This window comes from Methylomonas sp. Uni0009 (genome assembly GCF_054188105.3).
Window position 1 is genome coordinate 1,394,356 of sequence record NZ_JBTAFN010000001.1, and the last position, 15,171, is coordinate 1,409,526.

General features: G+C 50.4%; 16 protein-coding genes and 1 pseudogene. 6 read left to right on the forward strand and 11 right to left on the reverse strand.

Annotation, left to right across the window (positions count from 1 at the left end):
• Nucleotides 1–50 precede the first annotated feature (50 nt).
• Nucleotides 51–143: pseudogene (locus tag ACWAU0_RS06510) on the reverse strand (IS5/IS1182 family transposase); the annotation flags it as partial.
• A gap of 126 nt (nt 144–269) precedes the next feature.
• Nucleotides 270–713, reverse strand: coding sequence for a winged helix-turn-helix transcriptional regulator (locus ACWAU0_RS06515; RefSeq protein WP_458138703.1), 444 nt, complete (start codon nt 711–713; stop codon nt 270–272).
• Nucleotides 714–817: 104 nt separating this feature from the next.
• Between ACWAU0_RS06515 and ACWAU0_RS06520 the strand changes: the two genes are divergently transcribed.
• The 4 genes from ACWAU0_RS06520 to ACWAU0_RS06535 all read left to right on the forward strand — a co-directional run bounded on the left by ACWAU0_RS06520 (nt 818) and on the right by ACWAU0_RS06535 (nt 4,531).
• A complete protein-coding gene (locus ACWAU0_RS06520) occupies nt 818–1,660 on the forward strand; it encodes an oxidoreductase (protein WP_458138704.1) in 843 nt (280 codons plus the stop codon).
• 100 nt (nt 1,661–1,760) lie between these two features.
• Nucleotides 1,761–2,762, forward strand: coding sequence for an NADP-dependent oxidoreductase (locus ACWAU0_RS06525; protein ID WP_458138705.1), 1,002 nt, complete (start codon nt 1,761–1,763; stop codon nt 2,760–2,762).
• Nucleotides 2,763–2,816: 54 nt separating this feature from the next.
• Nucleotides 2,817–3,614: an SDR family NAD(P)-dependent oxidoreductase gene (locus tag ACWAU0_RS06530; protein ID WP_458138706.1), complete on the forward strand. Its 798-nt coding sequence runs from the start codon at nt 2,817–2,819 to the stop codon at nt 3,612–3,614.
• Between the two features lie 347 nt (nt 3,615–3,961).
• Entirely contained in the window at nt 3,962–4,531 is a 570-nt protein-coding gene (locus ACWAU0_RS06535; protein WP_458138707.1) for a TetR/AcrR family transcriptional regulator, read from the forward strand.
• Nucleotides 4,532–4,652: 121 nt separating this feature from the next.
• Here the strand turns inward: ACWAU0_RS06535 and ACWAU0_RS06540 are convergent, their stop codons facing one another.
• The 6 genes from ACWAU0_RS06540 to amoA all read right to left on the reverse strand — a co-directional run bounded on the left by ACWAU0_RS06540 (nt 4,653) and on the right by amoA (nt 10,112).
• The gene (locus ACWAU0_RS06540) at nt 4,653–5,159 is read right to left on the reverse strand and encodes a DUF1993 domain-containing protein (RefSeq protein WP_458138708.1); all 507 of its coding nucleotides are present in this window, start codon (nt 5,157–5,159) and stop codon (nt 4,653–4,655) included.
• Between the two features lie 64 nt (nt 5,160–5,223).
• On the reverse strand, nt 5,224–5,604 hold the full coding sequence (locus ACWAU0_RS06545) for a tautomerase family protein (protein WP_458138709.1): 381 nt from the start codon (nt 5,602–5,604) through the stop codon (nt 5,224–5,226).
• Nucleotides 5,605–5,624: 20 nt separating this feature from the next.
• Nucleotides 5,625–6,887 carry an MFS transporter gene (locus tag ACWAU0_RS06550; protein ID WP_523070770.1) on the reverse strand — a complete coding sequence of 421 codons (1,263 nt, stop codon included), beginning with the start codon at nt 6,885–6,887 and terminating at the stop codon, nt 5,625–5,627.
• Nucleotides 6,888–7,318: 431 nt separating this feature from the next.
• The gene (amoC, locus tag ACWAU0_RS06555) at nt 7,319–8,092 is read right to left on the reverse strand and encodes a bacterial ammonia monooxygenase, subunit AmoC (protein WP_033157540.1); all 774 of its coding nucleotides are present in this window, start codon (nt 8,090–8,092) and stop codon (nt 7,319–7,321) included.
• A 16-nt stretch (nt 8,093–8,108) separates the two neighbouring features.
• Complete coding sequence (gene amoB, locus ACWAU0_RS06560) at nt 8,109–9,347, reverse strand: bacterial ammonia monooxygenase, subunit AmoB (RefSeq protein WP_458138711.1); 1,239 nt, start codon at nt 9,345–9,347, stop codon at nt 8,109–8,111.
• A 12-nt stretch (nt 9,348–9,359) separates the two neighbouring features.
• Nucleotides 9,360–10,112, reverse strand: a complete 753-nt coding sequence (gene amoA, locus ACWAU0_RS06565) for an ammonia monooxygenase, bacterial type, subunit AmoA (RefSeq protein ID WP_033157542.1) — start codon at nt 10,110–10,112, stop codon at nt 9,360–9,362.
• A gap of 251 nt (nt 10,113–10,363) precedes the next feature.
• Here amoA and ACWAU0_RS06570 point away from each other — a divergent pair, with 251 nt between their 5' ends.
• Nucleotides 10,364–11,299 (forward strand): LysR family transcriptional regulator, encoded by a 936-nt coding sequence (locus ACWAU0_RS06570; protein ID WP_033157543.1) that lies wholly within the window; start codon nt 10,364–10,366, stop codon nt 11,297–11,299.
• Here ACWAU0_RS06570 and ACWAU0_RS06575 read toward each other — a convergent pair.
• The 3 genes from ACWAU0_RS06575 to ACWAU0_RS06585 form a co-directional block, all read right to left on the reverse strand.
• Nucleotides 11,296–12,390 carry an L-dopachrome tautomerase-related protein gene (locus ACWAU0_RS06575; protein WP_458138712.1) on the reverse strand — a complete coding sequence of 365 codons (1,095 nt, stop codon included), beginning with the start codon at nt 12,388–12,390 and terminating at the stop codon, nt 11,296–11,298. The genes ACWAU0_RS06570 and ACWAU0_RS06575 overlap by 4 nt on opposite strands.
• A 357-nt stretch (nt 12,391–12,747) precedes the next feature.
• Nucleotides 12,748–12,969 (reverse strand): hypothetical protein, encoded by a 222-nt coding sequence (locus ACWAU0_RS06580; RefSeq protein ID WP_458138713.1) that lies wholly within the window; start codon nt 12,967–12,969, stop codon nt 12,748–12,750.
• A gap of 167 nt (nt 12,970–13,136) precedes the next feature.
• Nucleotides 13,137–13,388: a hypothetical protein gene (locus ACWAU0_RS06585; protein WP_033157546.1), complete on the reverse strand. Its 252-nt coding sequence runs from the start codon at nt 13,386–13,388 to the stop codon at nt 13,137–13,139.
• A 719-nt stretch (nt 13,389–14,107) separates the two neighbouring features.
• Here ACWAU0_RS06585 and ACWAU0_RS06590 point away from each other — a divergent pair.
• Nucleotides 14,108–15,109, forward strand: coding sequence for a hypothetical protein (locus ACWAU0_RS06590; protein WP_458138714.1), 1,002 nt, complete (start codon nt 14,108–14,110; stop codon nt 15,107–15,109).
• Nucleotides 15,110–15,171: the final 62 nt, after the last annotated feature.

The following is a 15,171-nucleotide window of genomic DNA, read 5'->3' on the forward strand; positions in this document are numbered from 1 at the left end:
CAGCGGATTTTTTGCATAAACCCCTTTGTTTGATTAGGGCTGTTGCCGTTTTAACTGGGCAACCAAATAAAAGCGCAGGCCAAAGCGGCAAGGCTTTCAACATGGCGTTTCAATGTGTCATATCGCGTCGCGCTGGCTTTGAATTTATTCCAGTATTCGTCCGTGAACAACTGCCGAAGCATCGCTTAATGCTCTTTTGATTCAAAATTTCAAGCCCTTGGGCAAATCAGTCCGATTTCAAAACTAGCATTCCAAAGCAGCAACACCCCCTAGTCGCCATCCGGCTCGACAATGCGTATCGGCCGATTCCCGATCTTTATCCCGGTGACCTCATCCACAAGCACCGGTCTGATTTCTGCCCCCGTTTCTGCGTCCAAGATGCGCACCAGCCGGCCCTCGCCGCGATATTGACGTCCCCAGGCTCCAATCGTGAACAGCACCGGCAGAAAATCGCGGCCGGCGGCAGTCAACACATACTCCTCACGCGGCGGGCGTTCCGAATAAAGCCTTTTTTCCAACAAGCCTTCCGCTGTCAGAGTCGCCAATCTGCGGGTCAGGATCGCCGGTCCGATTCCCAGGTTTTTCCGAAACTGGTCAAAGCGGGTGAGGCCGAAATGGGCATCCCGCAGAATCAAAAGACTCCATGCGTCTCCCAGAAAAGCCAAGCAGCGCGCGATTGGACAAGGGTCATCACAAATATTTTTATCGTTCATACAATTTTGGTAGTGACTTGCTTTCAAATTGGTAGTAACATAACTACCGAAATGATAGTAACACTTAGATGATAGACAATCCACCCCGCAAGGAGATTTGAGTTATGAGTATTAAGCAAAATATTAGTGTCGCGCTGGTTACCGGCGCATCCTCGGGCATCGGCGAAGCAACCGCTCTGCGGCTGACCGCGGCTGGCTACAAGGTCTACGGGACCAGCAGACGGGCCGTCCAAACGAATCGACATCCTTTTCAGATGCTGCCTCTCGACGTGACTAGCGATGTTTCCGTCGAAGCTGCCGTTAGCGAGGTGATGCAACGGGAAGGACGCATTGACCTGCTTGTGAACAACGCCGGATTCGGGGTTGCCCCTGCCGGAGCGGAAGAAAGTTCGATCGAACAATCCCAGTCGGTTTTCGATACCAACTTCTTCGGCATTGTCCGCATGACTCGCGCCGTTACACCCCATATGCGGCGCCAAGGCAGCGGTCGCATCATCAACATCGGCTCCGTGCTTGGCGTATTGCCGATGCCGTATATGGCCATTTATGCCGCGAGCAAGCACGCGATCGAAGGCTATTCGGAATCGCTCGATCACGAGTTGCGTACCAGAGGAATCCGGGTCTCCGTCATCGAGCCCGCATACACAAAAACGAAGTTCGACGCGAACCTGCTGGCGGCCGATTCGCAGCTTGAGGAGTATCACGAAACCCGCGTGATCTTGGACAAGGTGCTGGAGGAAGTGATGGCTATTGCCGACGAGCCGGAAGTCGTGGCCGATGTGGTGCTGAAAGCAGCCAGAGCGACTCGTCCCAAGCTCCGATATACCGCCGGCGATCTCGCTAAGCGCTTGAGCTTGCTACGCCGATTTGCGCCTGCTCGCGTATTGGACGCAGGGCTTCGTAAAGATCTGCGGCTCGACGCAATAAAAAAACCACAAATGTCATGAAGGCGTTCGTCGTCCAGCGTTATGGAAACCAAGTCGCATTTCAACACCGATTTAGTCTGAACTTAGCAACAAGGAATTTTTTGTGAATAGCACATTAACCATGAAAGCCCTCACCTTCAAACGCTATAGCAAGTCGCCCGAGATCGGTTTTTCCGACATTTCTCGTCCCACACTGAAGGCGGACGAACTGCTGGTAAAAGTCCACGCCGCGGGCCTGAACCCGATCGACAACATGATTCCGACCGGGATGTTCAAGCCGGTCCTGCATTTCCAGCTTCCGGCCACGCTGGGCAGCGATCTGGCGGGCGTGGTGACTGAGGTTGGCAGCCGCGTAACGCGCTTCAAGCCCGGCGATGCGGTCTTCGCCAGTATCTTCGATCTTGGTAAAGGATCGCTTGCCGAATTTGCGGTGGTGCCGGAGAGCGCCGCCGCGCTGAAGCCGGCCAATCTGGATTTCGTGCAGGCCGCATCCATTCCGATGGTCGGGCTTACCTCCTGGCAAGCGCTGAAGGAACGCGCCAATCTTCGGGCCGGCCAGAAGATTTTCATCCCGGCAGGCTCAGGCGGCATTGGCACCTTTGCGATCCAATTGGCAAAGCACCTGAGCGCCACGGTGGCAACCACCACCAGTACGGGCAACGTTGAACTGGTGCGCAGCCTGGGAGCAGATGAAGTCGTCGACTACAAGAAGCAGGAATTCGAGAAAGTGCTGCACGGCTACGACGCGGTGCTTGGCACGCTCAAGGGGGGCGAGCTCGAGAGATCCGTCGGCATCCTCAAGCCGGGGGGCAAGATCGTCTCGCTGATCGGGCCGCTGGATGCGGCGTTCGCGGATGCCAAGCGCTTGAATTTCTTCCTCAGGTTCGTGTTCGGACTGATGAGCCGCAAGATCACACGGCTTGCCAGAAAACAGGCAGTCACTTATTCATTTCTGTTCGTGCGTCCCGATGGCGATCAACTCGGCGACATCGGCAAACTCCTCGAAGCCGAGCGTATTAAGCCTGTGATCGACAAGGTGTTTCCGTTCGAGGAAGCCAAAGATGCGCTTGCCTACCTCGCTCAGGGGCGTTCGAGGGGGAAAGTCGTCGTCAAGATGCAGTAAACAGAAGACAAGCAAAGCTCCACATTTTTCAAACACATCCAAAGGTAAAAAACCATGACTTCATCTAAAAAAATCGCTGTTGTAACAGGTGCTTCTTCCGGCATAGGATCAGTTTACGCTGATCGTCTAGCTCAACGCGGATATGACCTTTTGCTGGTCGCCCGGCGCGGCGACCGCTTGCAAAATCTCGCCGCCAAACTAGAGCAGGCTTACGGCATCAAGGCCGAAACGCGGGTGGCCGATCTTGAGAACGAAACAGACCTCGCGGGTCTTGAAGCCGTTCTCGCTGCCAATCCCGCTATCAGTCTATTGGTCAACAATGCCGGCATTGCCAGACTCAGCCCTTTTGCGGAAGCGCCAGTGAAAGACTCCTTGTCGCAGATCGCGTTGAATATCACGGCGCTGACGCGATTGACGCATGCCGTACTGCCTGCGTTCAAGGCACGCAACGACGGTGTCATTATCAACATCGCCTCGGTATTGGCTGTTCATGCATTTCCGGTGAGCTCGGTGTACAGCGGCACGAAAGCGTTCGTGCTCAATTTCAGTCGCGGGCTACAGCAAGAACTGGCAAATACTGGGATTAGGGTGCAAGTGGTGTTGCCTGCCGCCACAGCCACCGAACTTTGGGATACCGCCGGGATGCCACTGACCGCGTTTCCAGAAGAAGCGGTGATGACTACCGAGCATCTTGTCGATGCCGCGCTGGCTGGTTTCGACCAAGGCGAGCTGGTCACCTGGCCCTCCCTGGCTGACGCCGGGCACTGGGATCGATACGACGCTCACCGCTCCGATCTCTTCGCGGCGACGCAAACCGGCCAGTCCGCGCCACGCCTAGCTACGCAATCTTGATTGTTTTCTATGTGAATAACATGCGCTGTTTTTTGATAACTCCACAGACCGCTATAAATCGCATCTGGAAAGGCACGGGGCTGGTTGGCGTATGACAGACATTCTTCACAGATACGGGTAGGCTGAGCAACGAGTCGTTAGTCGCGCGGATTACCAAAAAATCCGCGCCTAGCGGCGAGTTTCTATATCGCCATTAAACTTCATTGATTTATTACCAGGCGCTTTTTAAAAAATTTGCATGCACCGTTGTTTCATGACGATTTTTACTCAAACTCCAGCGAACAAAGGATGAATGCAGAATTTTTATTGGGCGCCATAATATAGCGTTTGATTTATATTGATTAAAAATGTCAAATAAAACTCAGGATAAAATTTTAGCCGCTACGACTCATCTTTTTAATGAGCACGGCATTCGCGCAACCGGAATAGATGGTATTTTGAAAGAAGCTGAAGTGTCTAAAATGAGTCTTTATAAATATTATGCGTCGAAAAACGACTTAATCGCTGCCTATCTTCTGCGTCAGGAAGCATTATTCATGTCCCGATACGAAAACATAGCCGCCGAAATGATTGATCCGAAAGATAAGTTATTGGCGATGCTGGATGTTTATAATGATTTAATTCAAAGTGGAGAGTTCAAAGGCAGTCCGTTTTTGAATGCGCTTTCGGAATTTCCAATCAAGGATGATCCTGTGCATCAAGCGGCGATCAGGATAATTCATAATTTTTGGACGCATATACTAAACCTCGCCAATCAATGCGGGGTAAGTCAGCCAAAAACATTAGCATCACAAATTGCCATGTTAATGCATGGCTCAATCCTATTTTCTCAAACGAATTGCAATTCAGATTATATAGCTAACGCCAAAGAACTAGTTTATTCCCATCTGGATTGCCTTGCTACGAATCAGCCATAACTTGAGATCCAAGCCGTGATCAAGACTCTGCCTATTCCAGGCTAAGGAACAGCGCTACCATAGGCAAAACACCGCATTCTACCTATGGAAAACAAAAGACATGAATAATTCAAATGCGGAATTAATCCACGCCCAAAAAGTCCGATTTCCCCAATTCAACCCCATTGTGCCTAAGGATTGCGTAGGTCATCGTGATGTGGAAATAAAAATTAGGTAGGACAAAATCTAACACGTATGGAAGACCGACAAAGCTTTTCTCGGCGCCGCCAATCTTGAAATTAATAGCCAGGTTCTCAGTGCCATTTATTTGCGCCGGGGTTACATCTTGGATAAAAGCGATGGTTTTGGATATACGAGCCTGCAAATCGGCAAAGGTGGTTTCATTGTCTTCGTAGCATGGAATCTCTAATCCCGCCAGGCGCGCGGCACAGCCTTTAACCATATCCGTTGCAATTTGCACTTGTTTGCTGAGCGGAAACATATCGGGGGCCAAACGGTAATTTATAAAGACCGATTGATCAATGTTTTTCGCTTCGGCATGGATTGCTGCTTTATCTAGTATTTTCGATAAATTGCCCAGCATTTTGATAAAAACTTGTATTGACGCTTGATACATGTCGATTGACATAATAACCCCCTATTTTTAAAAACATTTAATCAGATTAATGAAACGCAGAAGTATTGACCGCTTATTACGCATACTGCGCAATGCCATTCCCAAACGACCAATTTTCCTTTTTGACTTCAACAAGGCTTATTAAGACATCTTCTCTGCGTATATCTAGCTGATTATGCAGACTATCGGCTATGTTTTTATAAAGTGATTTCTTTAAATCGATACCTCTGCCTTCATTCAAGGTTATTTGTATAAAAACGATGCCATCGCTTCGATGTATACCAAGATAATTGAAATCGTAAATTAAAGAATTATTATCATGCTCGGTAATAACCTGAAAACAATCTTTTTCGGGTACATTGATTGTGCGCACCATTTCTTGGTGAACGATTTGGCCAATCTTTCTCCCGAACTCTTTATTTTCTTGCTTGATTAACGATATTCGAACTAAGGGCATGTTATTCCTCCAAAATTAAATTAAAAACGAACAGTTTGTGGTTCTTTTATGAAAAGAACGATACCGGTTGCGATAAAAGCGAATAGACCTGACGCCACAAAAGCCAGGTGGTAATCACCCACCAGGCTATGGACATACCCGGCACTGTAGGCAGCAATCGCCGCGCCGATTTGATGCGCGAAGCAGATCCAGCCGAACACCACACCGACGTTTTGTTTCCCGAATAAATCCGCGGTTAAGGCTGAGGTTGCCGGAATGGTGGACAACCAATTCATGCCGTAGATAATCGAGAACAGCATTAATTGTCCGGTGGTATCAATGCTGGGCAGCACTATCAGCGTTGCGCCTCTGACTATGTAATAAAACGCCAGCGGCCAGCGCTTGCCGTAGCGATCGCACAACCAGCCGGATAAAATGGTGCCGAACACATCGGCCGCACCCATGACGCCTAAGGACATGGCCATGGTCATTTCAGTGAAGCCGTGTTCGATGCCGTGTGGAATCAAATGGGTCTGAAAAAGCCCGGAGGTGGTTAAACCGCAAATGCCAAAACTCAAGGCTAACAACCAGAACTGCGGACTGCGCATGGCCGAGCGCATGGGATTTTGATCAGGCTTAAGCATTGTTCTATGAACGCCATGCTCCCCATAGGCCGATAGGCCTTTTGATTTGGGATCGTCTCTTAAAAATCTCAGGACCAAAGGTAAAGCCACTAGCCCCAAGCCTACGGCGATAAATATCGTCGCTGCGCGCCAACCTTCATGCACATTGATCTGCATGAGCACCGGGGTGAACACTAACTGGCCGGAGGAGAAAGCTGCCCCCAATATGCCTAAGGCCAGCCCCCGGTGTTTATGAAACCAGCGATTGATCAACGCCGAGCCCATAATCATCGACGTGCCGCCCGAACCTGCGCCTATCAGCAATCCCCAAAGCAAATACAGTTGCCAGGATTCCTGCATAAAAACGCTGCCGCCGGCACCCGCCACCGACAAAATTAAAGTGATAACGCTGATCCGTTTTGCGCCGTAGACATCCATCAATCGACCTAGAAAGGGACCGGCAAGGCCAAATAGCAGCAGGTTGAGCGAAATCGCGCCGCTAATGGTTTCCCGGTTCCAGGCAAACTCCTGTTCCAGAGACAGCATGATGATCCCTGGAACGGAGCGCAGTGCAGACGCCATAAACAAGCACAGAAACGTCACCGCGAGTACGACCCAGGCATAGTGAACTGAATCAGCGTGACTCTTTGGCATGGCGACATCGGATTTGGATTGAAACATGGTCGTGTGGGTTGATTAGTAAGGTATGGAAACGCTTCGCGAGACTACTTTAAAAGTCGGGTCTCGGCCCGACAGCCGAGTTTCTTTCTTTTGCTCGGCCAAAAGAAAGAAACCAAAGAAAAGGCCGCCCCGCATACCGCCTTAATCCTGCGCTTCTCGCCTTTGGCGAGGGTTTTTCGAAAGGGCATCCCAGCCCTTGCGAAAAACGCGCGGCATCCATGCCGCGCCCCTGCGGGCAATTTCTCGTCAAAGGCTGCGATGCTCGGGGCGGTATGAGGGGATAAAAACCAGCCTTCGGCTTTTTTCGCTTCGCGGTTTTTTGATTTTTCACATCAATTTGAACCGCACCCATTGCATTCAGCCCGACCTACCTTGGGTACGGCAGCCTTGTTATGATGCGCTCTTCATGCCAGTTGCATCCCAAAGCAGACCTATTCGGCGTCTTCGATTTTTTCCATTAGCTCGATCAGCCGAGTCACGCCTTGTAACAATATCCCGCCCACACCATGGGCAAACCATACGCCAATCACGAATCCCCAATGGATAGGCGCGGCGAAGAATTCCTCTCTAAACCAGAAGGTATGCCCCCATTCGTTGAATCCGACGCTGACTAAGATCATGAAGGGTCCGAACACCGCCAAGGTCAAAGGCAAGGAGATGCCTTTGGCATACAAGGGCAAGCGGGTTCTAGCATACAACCAGGCGCAGCCGCCCAGGATCACGTACAGCGGGAAGTTGAAGTAAAACTCGATGATGTGATTAGCGGTAAACGGCGTATCGCGGATCGCCACCTGATGCCAGGAATTGTCCTGTTCGGCAAAATAACTGCCCGCCCAGTACACCGCAAAGGTGTAGATGCTGATCCACATCGTCAAGGTGAAATAGCGGCGGATTTCTTCCTTGGGCGCCAACTGATCCAGATTCCGGTCGCGCGTGGTCCATAAGTAACCCCAAAAGCCGCTGACGACGACGGCGAGAACCGCCAGTTCGATATAAAACAGCCGCATCCAGTACTGTTCGAACGCCGGTTCCGTGGAATCCAAACCGTGCGCGATGGCAAAAGCGCCCTGATACAACCGTAAACTGATGTAGATAACCGCTAATAGACCAAAACCCTTTAGGTACTTAGGTAAGTCGATCAAATACCAAGGCAATGATTTTGGGGTTTCGGTGCTTAAGCTAACATGTTCTGTCGTGGTAGCCATGATGTGTGCTCCTGAATTAATTGAATTTGGGAATGACGGCGGCGGAAATGCTGGAGATATAGCGTTTTCCCATCACGTCGTCGTAAAGAAACAGTAAGCCACCCACTCGGCTATCCGCGTCTTTGATTAGTCCATCCAGCTTTTCCGACTCCCAGGCCGCATCGCGCACTTCAATAGTGACGGTACGTTGTTCGCCGGGGGCGATAGGCGTGTTGTCATTCAGGCTCAGGCCTTTATTGCTGACGTCGTCCTTGCCGGGCACGTTGCCTACCTCGGATAGATCATCATTCATGAAATGCACGTTGGAACTGGAAAACTCGCCTATCCTGACCGCCCCTTGGCTGCGATTATCGACACTAACCTGCAACACCATGGCACGTTGCGCCACGTTGTATTCGGCTTTTAGCGTGTCGACATTGACCGTTCCGGCATTGACTTGAGCCGGTAAAGGCAAAATTCTATCCAGTCCTGCTTGTAATGGGATGGTGTCCGGATAACGGCTATTGGTTACGGAATTAATCACCAATACCAATACCGGAATGCCCACTAACACGGCCTTGGCGATGGTTTTGTCCCGAGCTGTGATCAACTCATGTTCCAAACCGGCATCCAACATCCGGTAGCGGCTGATGAACAAGGGACGGCGCACCCACCACAACAGCCAGGCAGCCGCCAACGCTCCCCAGAACAGGTGCCAAAACACCCCATTGGCAAAGCCGAAACTTTCCATGTCGATCATTTCACCGTTGATGGTTTGAATGGTATTGCTAAAGTCCGCGGGATCGCCGCCAATGTCCAGCCACACCCCAGGGCCCATCACCTGACCCGCGTCTTTTAAATTAAAAAACGGATGGATGTGATAATGACCCGGTAAACGGCCCTTCATGACCACCTTGAACTCGTAGTCGCCGCCCGGCTCCAGGGCTACCGAGTTGGTCCATGGTTTGCCGTTCAGGTAACGTTCGGTGCGGATCAGTACCGGCCCAGGTGTTGAAATATTCAGGAAAGTGGCTTCCGGCTTTGGCACACTGATCGGCCAGTCTTCGGCGACATGAAACTTGCCGCTGACGCTGACTTCATCGTTGACGTTGAATTTTTGCGTGGACCATTGCACGTCGTACCACTGGATGGTGCGCATCCTGATGAACGGCTCCAGGGCTTTTTCGCCATGTGCCTGCGCGGTGGGTACTGCAAATATCGACAATACATTGACGCACAGCAACGCCAACAGCCAAGGTTTAAAGAGTGATTTCATGACCATTCCTCCTTAGATTTTTTTCAGATAACGGGTGGTGGCGAACCATTTACCGATGTACCACCACAGCGGATACATCAACGAGCACAACAACGCCGAACAAAACGCCGCCAAAGGTGTGGCGTACTGGCCGTAGGTGCGCAAGGTGCCGCGTTCGATGATGCGCAGGTATTCCGGCATGCCGGTGCGGATATATTGGAAACCAAATAAATCGGCCACAGTCAGCTGGCTGTTGTGGTATTCGACAGCTTGGTGGAACATGCCGAAGATCGGCCAGTTGGTGGGGTAGAACAACAAGGCAAACGCGCCACCGCCAAAAATGGAGGTAATGGTCAGGCTGTTGGTCAGCATCAACAAGGTATCCAGTACCAAGGCTCCCGGCACCATGGTGGCCGGCAACACCATGTTGACGGGAAAGAAATTCCAGTAGTGATAGGCAAAGATTCGGGCAACCCAAGTGCCGATCAACAACGCTGCAACGCAGAGCGTGGCGCCCAAAGGTAGCCGGAACTTATCCCATAACACAGCTTGAACAGCCGCTGGAAAGGTGATGCCGATTAAGGGTGTGACCAAAGGCCACCATTGCCGATCTTTCCAGTCCACCCAGAAATCCCAGTCGCCGACGGTCAGGGCAAAATGCAGATGGAACGAGCCGATGAATAAAAATAGGGCCAGTACCAGAATCAGATAATCGTAAGCTCTGGCCAGCCGGGCTTTTTCGCCCCGATAAGGTTTGAATGTTGAAATTGGAATTTGTGCAGACATGGTAAGAATCCCCCGTAATGCGTTTTAGTGAATGGCTGTTGCCATTGAGTATTTGGGCGCGCCGCCAACCGAAAAGCTACCCTTGGGGGGAGTTAAACCTTGTAGGCTTGGACGACGCGCTCGGGGTATAAGGTAGGGAGAAAAGGCTTGGCTGTGAAATGGTGAAATTTCATCCGCTACCATCAAGACTGTTCATACCGGCCAGCAGCGATTTTGTTTAGTATGCAGCCGAATTTTTTGAGGAACTCAGGATGGCTAACCTACGCACTTTCGACTTAAACCTATTGCTGGCTTTCGATGTTTTGATGCGGGAGCGCAATGTCACCCGCGCGGCGGAATGCATGTTCGTCACCCAGTCGGCGATGAGCCATACCTTGCACCGCTTACGCCAGCAATTGAACGATCCAGTCTTGGTTAAATCGCCCACCGGCATGCAGCCGACCGCACTGGCGCTGGCCTTGGTGGAGCCGGTACGCAGTCTGTTACAGGAAATGGAACGATTGCTAGAGGCACCCCAGGCCTTCGATCCGGCATCCAGTCAGCGCCGTTTCACCATCGCCGCGACCGATTACATGGAGTTTTTGATCTTGCCAGAGTTGTCGCAATTGATAGAGCAAACGGCGCCGGGCGTGGATATTCATGTCAAACGTACGGAATCTGCTTTTCCCTTGGCGCAGTTGGAAAACGGCAGTCTGGATGTGGTGTTGGGCTTTGCCTCGGTACTGAATCCGCCCGCGCATTTGCACTGCGAACATTTATTCATGGATCGCATGGCTTGCGTGGTCAGGCAGGATCATCCCACCATCCAAGCCGCACCGTCGTTGGAGGACTATTTGGCGGGGACGCACATGCTGATCTCCCGAACCGGCGATAAATTGGGGGTAATAGACGAGAAATTGACCGAGTTGGGCTTGGAGCGGCGTATCAATTTCATCGTGCCGCATTTTCTATCGGCACCCTTGATCGTGGCCCAAACCCACATGATTTTGTCTTTGCCTTATCGCTTGGCCATAGCTTTTCAGAAACTGGTGCCGCTGCAAGTATTACCCGTGCCGGTGAGTTTACCGGACTACGATTTGGCGATGATTTGGCATCCGCTATGGGAAAAAGACCCGGCCCACGGTTGGTTGCGCGAACAAATCAACGCCATAGGCCGGAAAATAAGCGCATCTCAAATCAATCTTTAACGTCCTGGCAGGCCCGCGGCCAAGGTTTTGACCTTCAACAGAAAGTAAGGCGGTTTGGATTGGTTGTCGCCGCCGTTCAGTGTGGCTGAGCGATGCAAGCGATTCACTACCGCATAGAGTTGGCCGTTAGCGCCAAAACTGAAGGAATCGACCCATGACAGCCTTGGACACTGCGCCAATTGCCGGTATTGTCGGTTAGGCGCGATCACGCCAATCGCATTATTCGCCAAGTCCCCCAGATAAATATTGTTGTTTTCATCAATGCTGATGCCGTCCGAAATCGGTTTGTCGCTGTAGCGTTCCACCTGCTTTGCCAGTTCTTCAGGCGTTAACGACTCGTTGACCAAATCCGCCGCTTTAATCCGGTAAAGACTGAGGCCGTGCATCGGCCCGAAATAGACCCATTCGTTGGCCAAATCCTCGGTAATCGGATTGACGCCAATATGCGGTTTGACCAACTCGCCCGCCGGGGTTTTCACCTGAATCGGCACATTGTCGATGACCAAATCGACGTTTTCCGGCACCACACTTTTATGGCCTTCCAGCACCCGCCGCGCCGCACCGGTAGACAGGTTGACCACAATCAAGGCGGCATTCGCGCCGCCCGCCGGATCGCTGATGAAGGCATGATTGTGGTTGGCATCCAATGCAAAGTCGTTAACGAACGCATCTTTCGGGGCAATCGGGGCCGGCAGGTAAATCAGCCGTTGGAGTTTGTTGGTTTTGGTATTCCACCCTACCAGCTTAGGCGTCACGCCGCTACGCATGCCGTTGTCCAGCATCCAGACGATGCCGTTGGCGTCGGAGCGGATACCCAGCACCGAGTCGAGTTTGATCGGTGCGGTCGAATCCGCTGCGGACATCTCCTTATTCGGAAAAGGCAGCAAGGTTTGATCCTTGTATTCCACCACCGTGTATTGCGGTTGATAAAACTGATGTTGGCTCATGATGATCCGGCCGTTGGCGGTTGCCGTGACATTGCCAGGACCGTTATCGAGGTTGGCGAATACATCAAAATGAGAATTGCCATCCGCCAAAGCCTCAAAGGCTGCAAACACCATGGCGGTGCAAAATAGGATTCCACGGTTCATTATCATCTCCAGTAAGTTGTTGGGTTAGGCAACACCATACTGGATCGTTAGAGCCCTGTTAAATGACATCCATTCATCACGAACCATTCAGTACATTGATGATGATTGGCGTAATCAATTTTGGAAGCGCAGCGATAGCGAAGTGAAGGTTTTTATCCCTAGATAGCCGCAGCGCCAAGTCGAGGGAGAGTCTAAGCTCAACCCCTGGCTAGAGTGGAACAATGTGACACGGGTGCCGTTCGGGCTGAGCCCATCGAAGCCCAGGCTGGCGCCCCCTTCGATAGACTCAAGGCGAATGGTATTTAGGGGGCGAGTTAATAATAACGCCCAGAAAAACGCCGTATTTGAATTTATCCATTACATTTCAACATCCAATACATTCAAAACATCCGGCCTTTGTTGCACCAACACTTCTGGTCGCTGAAGTATTCGATGCCAATTGCGACGAGTCATTTGTTCAATCCAGTCCAACACATCATCAAACTCGTCATCGCTCCATGATTCGATAATCGCCAGGGTGACGGGAGGCGCATATAAAAATTCGAGCGCACTTTTCATATTTGCATAACGTAAATTCATGGTATTTCTCCTATGGCTTTATGCTTGGCTGTGAATGACAGTAAGGATCTTTAATGTGTCGATGATTTGGCTTTGGTTAAAAAAATACCCATAAGGTTCCGCCTTGATTAGCAATGCCCGCATTTGAGTCTGCGCCACAAGTTGCCGATAGCGGCCAGCCTACACTCTTAAACCCGCGCAGGTGTTGCTTGATTCAAGTTACTGGCCAATGATGCGGAACCAAATAAAAGTGTGGATAGGATAAATTGACCGGAGACGAAGCTGAGCACGCCGGTGACAAAAAACAAGCCAATCATCACGTCTCTATAAATGTTTTTTGAAATATTCATGGGGTCCACCTTGACTATGTTTAGTCGTTTTGTAAGTACGACTTCACTATATACCCACCAAAAATATTTACAATCAGGCATTTTATTCATGATTTGTTTCCTATAAGGAAACAAATTGCCCGGAACTTTTGCAATCTGTAGCGCAATATAACTACCGTCATTCAAATTCGCGGAATTGTGTGAGTGGTGGTTTAGCAGCTTGTTTGACGTGGGATTTTTGACCTTAGCGTGGCTGGGTTTGCGTTCCCAATTAGCTCAAAACTGCCCTCTTATTAGGTTATCAACGGATAAGAATAATTTTTCTGCGCGACGGTGCCGCGGGCGGGATTTGAGATTTCGGGGATGATGCCAATGCGGTTGGTGTTATAGGTGTCGCTAGCGCGACGGCTAGTTTTTAATGTCGGGTCTCGGCCCGACAGCCGAGTAACTTTTCTTTGTTTGGCCAAAGAAAAGTCACCAAAAGAAAGGCCACCCGGATGCCGCTTAGCTCACTCGGCACATCCCAGTGCCTCGCCCTTCGGGTGCGATGCATGCAAATCGGCTATCCTGCCGATTTGTCCTGCGATCCAAAGCTTTTATCGAGGGTCGGCAGAAGGGAGAAAACCCGCCGCGGATTTGAAATTCAATCTGGTACGATCAACGCGAAAAGTTGCGCATCCATAGGTTGTGCCGAGCCAGCGGCGAGGCGCAACGGTCATGATCGATGCGCCTCGTGCCTCGGCAGCATCCTATGGCCGTAAGAACCTGAGATCCTAATCCTAAAGGTTGAGATGACAAATAATTTTTTCAGAATAGAGAGTACTTAAGACATGGATTTTACAAAACTCAATGAAACCGATGTACGCGAGGAAATTATTGCACCGTTGATTCGAGAATTGGGTTATCGATCAGCGTCGAAACACAATGTCTTACGAGAGCAGTCTCTTCGCTACCCGAGAATATATCTGGGCCGAAAGGATTCCAAAAAGGATCCGGTTTTGCGAGGGAAGGCTGATTACATTCTAGAAGCGGGTGGGGAGGTGCGTTGGGTGATCGAAGCTAAAGCGCCATCTTGTGCCATTGACGCTGATGAGATAGAACAAGCATGGACATATGCTAATCACCCAGAAATACGAGCGGTTTATTTTTCGTTATGTAACGGCAAACACCTATTGATATATCAAACCAATCGTGGGGCTGAATCACCGCCTATTTTGTCAATTGACTACGAACAACTCAGTGATCAAATTACCATGGGTGTGCTGCAAAATTTGCTGTCTCCAGAGGCTGTACTCAGAGATCATCCAGCACAAGTTATTGATATAAATCCTGCCCTTGGCCCTGGCCTCCGATCAATCGCTCGGATAACTGGCGGACACATTCACTACGAAAAATGTAGTTTCCCTATGCCAGCCCTGGAGGCATTACAAATATCAATAACTTCTGGAGCGGTAGAGAGGGATTCAGAAAACAGAATGGTCGTTTTTTTAGAAACGCATGCTCCAACTCGTTCATTTCAAGAACTCAATGAGCGTATGGGTCTAGCTACTGTTGAGCTGGTCTCGATCGACTCATATATTTCCACTGACCCAATAACGCCAACCCGTTTTACATCCTCAAAATCAGTCATATTCCCTGCTGGTGAAGAGTTACTTGATATGAATACCTGGAAAATAGTTAGGTTACCGAACAACATGTTTATCAGCTTGTCTGCCTCAGCGACTGGCGTACTCGAGGAAAACAAGTTCTATGGTACTGTCCTTAACAATATGGTGATTAATAATTCTTACCCAATTAGTCTGGAGGGTCAGTTTTGCTTATATGTCACATGATTAAGTTAGCGACGTAAGGTGTCAAAAGGCGTAGCTGCTATGCCTCGCATAATGCCTTTTAT